Annotated in this window: 2 rRNA genes; both read right to left on the reverse strand. The window is 48.4% G+C overall.

The window, feature by feature from the left end:
- A 5S ribosomal RNA gene (gene rrf, locus HMPREF9225_RS09610) occupies positions 1–115 on the reverse strand; the annotation flags it as partial.
- Positions 116–133: 18 nt separating this feature from the next.
- Positions 134–2,993: ribosomal RNA gene (locus HMPREF9225_RS09615) — 23S ribosomal RNA — on the reverse strand.
- Positions 2,994–3,139: the final 146 nt, after the last annotated feature.

A 3,139-nucleotide genomic window follows, 5' to 3' on the forward strand; every position in this document is an offset into this window, starting at 1 on the left:
CCGGCAATAACTTACTCTCCCAGGCCGTTACCAGCCAAGTACCATCAGCGCATGAAGGCTTAACTTCTGTGTTCGATATGGGTACAGGTGGATCCCTTCTGCTTTTGTCACCGGATATTACTGCAAAATCTTTTTGGTCAAGTCTTCGACCTATTAGTACTCGCTAGCTTAAAACATTTCTGCTCTTACACCTTGAGCCTATCTACCTCATTTTCTTCAAGGGGTCTTATCTTTCGAGGGAAATCTCATCTCGAGGGGGGCTTCGTGCTTAGATGCCTTCAGCTCTTATCCCTTCCAAACTTAGCTGCCGAGCCATGCACCTGGCGGTACAACTCGTTCACCAGAGGTTTGTCCATCCCGGTCCTCTCGTACTAAGGACAGCTCCTCTCAAATTTCCTACGCCCACGACGGATAGGGACCGAACTGTCTCACGACGTTCTGAACCCAGCTCGCGTGCCTCTTTAATGGACGAACAGTCCAACCCTTGGGACCTACTTCAGCCCCAGGATGAGACGAGCCGACATCGAGGTGCCAAACCTCCCCGTCGATGTGGACTCTTGGGGGAGATAAGCCTGTTATCCCCGGGGTAGCTTTTATCCGTTGAGCGATGGCCCTTCCACTCGGTACCACCGGATCACTAAGTCCTAGTTTCCTATCTGCTCGACTTGTTGGTCTTGCAGTTAAGCTCCCTTCTGCCTTTATACTCTTCGCACGATTTCCGTCCGTGCTGAGGGAACCTTTGAACGCCTCCGTTACTCTTTAGGAGGCGACCGCCCCAGTCAAACTGCCCGACTGACAGTGTCCCTCTCCCGGTTTCACGGGAGTCGGTTAGAATTCTAGTATTAAAAGGGTGGTATCCCAAAGGTGACTCCGCAAATACTGGCGTACTTGTTTCTCAGTCTCCCACCTATTCTGTACATTTAATCCCAAAATCCAATGTCAGCCTACAGTAAAGCTCCACGGGGTCTTTCCGTCCTGTCGTGGGTAAGCGGCATCTTTACCGCTACTACAATTTCACCGGATCCTTTGTTGAGACAGTGCCCAAATCGTTACACCTTTCGTGCGGGTCGGAACTTACCCGACAAGGAATTTCGCTACCTTAGGACCGTTATAGTTACGGCCGCCGTTTACTGGGGCTTCAGTTCTGAGCTTCGCTTGCGCTAACTCTTTCCCTTAACCTTCCAGCACCGGGCAGGTGTCAGCCCCTATACTTCGTCTTTCGACTTTGCAGAGACTTGTGTTTTTGGTAAACAGTCGCTTGGGCCTTTTCACTGCGGCCTTCCATTTCTGGTTAGGCTCCCCTTCTCGCTAACTTACGGGGTCATTTTGCCGAGTTCCTTAACAAAGGTTCTTCCGCGCGTCTTAGGATTCTCTCCTCTCCTACCTGTGTCGGTTTACGGTACGGGCGATATCTTACTTGATAGTGGCTTTTCTTGGCAGTGTGGAGTCGGCTCCTTCTCTACTTATTTTCGATCCACATCACACTTCATCCTTACGGAAAGCGGATTTGCCTACTTTCCAGACTTTGTGCTTGTACGCCTCACCAACTGGGCGCTACGCTTATCCTCCTGCGTCCCCACTTACTTTTTGTCGCTTGATATCGGTACAGGAATTTCAACCTGTTGTCCATCGACTACGCCTTTCGGCCTCGCCTTAGGTCCCGACTTACCCTGAGTGGACGAGCCTTCCTCAGGAATCCTTGGGTTTTCGACGGGTGAGATTCTCACTCACCTCTCGCTACTCATGCCAGCATTCTCTCTTGTATGTTGTCCACAGTGCCTTACGACTTCTGCTTCGTCCTGCATACATTGCTCCTCTACCAATTACGTTTGTAATTCCACAGCTTCGGTATCTGATTTAGCCCCGGTTATCTTCGGCGCAGAGTCACTTGACTAGTGAGCTATTACGCACTCTTTGAATGCATGGCTGCTTCTAAGCCAACATCCTAGTTGTCTCAGTAACTCCACATCCTTTTCCACTTAATCAGTATTTTGGGACCTTAGCTGGTGGTCTGGGCTCTTTCCCTTTCGACTATGAAGCTCATCCCACATAGTCTGACTCCTTAGTTTGTGATTCGGTATTCGGAGTTTGATAGGTCTCGGTAACGTATAACGCCCCTTGACTATTCAGTGCTCTACCCCCGCGTCACTTTAACTAAAGGCTAGCCCTAAAGCTATTTCGAGGAGAACCAGCTATCTCCGTGTTCGTTTGGCTTTTCACCCCTATCCTCAGGTCATCCGATAGCTTTTAAACGCTACCCGGTTCGGGCCTCCATTAAATTTTACTTTAACTTCACCCTGCCCAAGGATAGATCACACGGTTTCGGGTCTATGACAAATAACTTACGCCCTTTTAAGACTCGATTTCTCTACGGCTTCGAAACTTAATTTCTTAACCTTGCTTTTTATCATAACTCGCTGGCCCGTTCTACAAAAAGTACACGATCCTGGTTAACACCAGTTTCGCTGCTTGTAAACACTAGGTTTCAGATTCTATTTCACTCCCCTCCCGGGGTTCTTTTCACCTTTCCCTCACGGTACTTGTTCGCTATCGGTCACCAAGTAGTATTTAGCCTTAGGGGGTGGTCCCCCTGTGTTCCCACTAGGTTTCTCGTGCCTCGTGGTACTCTTTTGTGCCTGCTATCGTCGTTTTCGTCTACGGGACTGTTACCTTCTTTGGTGGACCTTCCCAGGTCCTTCGACTAACTATTTTTGCTTTATGCACGGTTGGGCTCTATCCCGTTCGCTCGCCGCTACTTAGGATATCGATGTTTCTTTCTTTTCCTCCAGCTACTTAGATGTTTCAGTTCGCTGGGTTCGCTTCTCTTACACTATTTATTCATGTAAGGATTCCGCTTATGCGGTGGGTTGCCCCATTCGGAGATCTACGGGTTATGGGTTACTTGCGCCTTACCGTAGCTTTTCGCAGCTTGTCACGTCCTTCTTCGCCTCTTGGTGCCTAGGCATCCGCCTAGTGCTCTTATTAACTTGACCTTTATTAATTAAACTTACTGTTTATTAATTTTCCAGTGATTTTGTCTTTCTTCTTTTTCTCTTTGATTTCTCATTCTTGAAATTTGATTGATTGACATAATCTTGATTTTGCAGTTTTCATGGTTCTTTTCGCTGTCTAGCGAAGG

This window comes from Peptoniphilus duerdenii ATCC BAA-1640 (assembly GCF_000146345.1).
Taxonomy (GTDB): domain Bacteria; phylum Bacillota; class Clostridia; order Tissierellales; family Peptoniphilaceae; genus Peptoniphilus_B; species Peptoniphilus_B duerdenii.